Genomic DNA, 419 nt, shown 5'->3' on the forward strand with positions numbered 1-419 from the left:
CGGACCGGGCCGAGGTCCGGCGGATCCTGGCGGACAAGGACGCGGGCATCAGCGTCCACGAGGCCGCCGCGAAGGTCGTCGACGGCACGGCGGCCGAGCTGCGCCAGTTCCTGGAGGTCGGCCTCCCGAACGCGCGGATCACCGACGACCGCGTCAAGGCTTTCCAGGTCCTCGCCGTCGGCGGCCCTGCCGTGAAGGCGGCGGCCGAGGCGGCCCTCAAGTCCGGCAGCCCCGAGGCGGTCCGCAAGTTCCTCGCCGAGGGCCAGTTCGTGGCCCGTGCCGAGGACGACGACCGGGCCGAGGTCCGGCGGATCCTGGCGGACAAGGACGCGGGCATCAGCGTCCACGAGGCCGCCGCGAAGGTCGTCGACGGCACGGCGGCCGAGCTGCGCCAGTTCCTGGAGGTCGGCCTCCCGAAC

At 74.5% G+C, this 419-nt stretch carries 1 protein-coding gene; it reads left to right on the forward strand.

Translation table 11 applies throughout. The features are described 5' to 3' along the window. On the forward strand, positions 1–419 hold a 419-nt coding region (locus tag PUR61_RS03765), incomplete at both ends, for a hypothetical protein (RefSeq protein WP_329875575.1).

The sequence above is a fragment of the Streptomyces sp. BE20 genome (assembly GCF_036322525.1).
Classification (GTDB): domain Bacteria; phylum Actinomycetota; class Actinomycetes; order Streptomycetales; family Streptomycetaceae; genus Kitasatospora.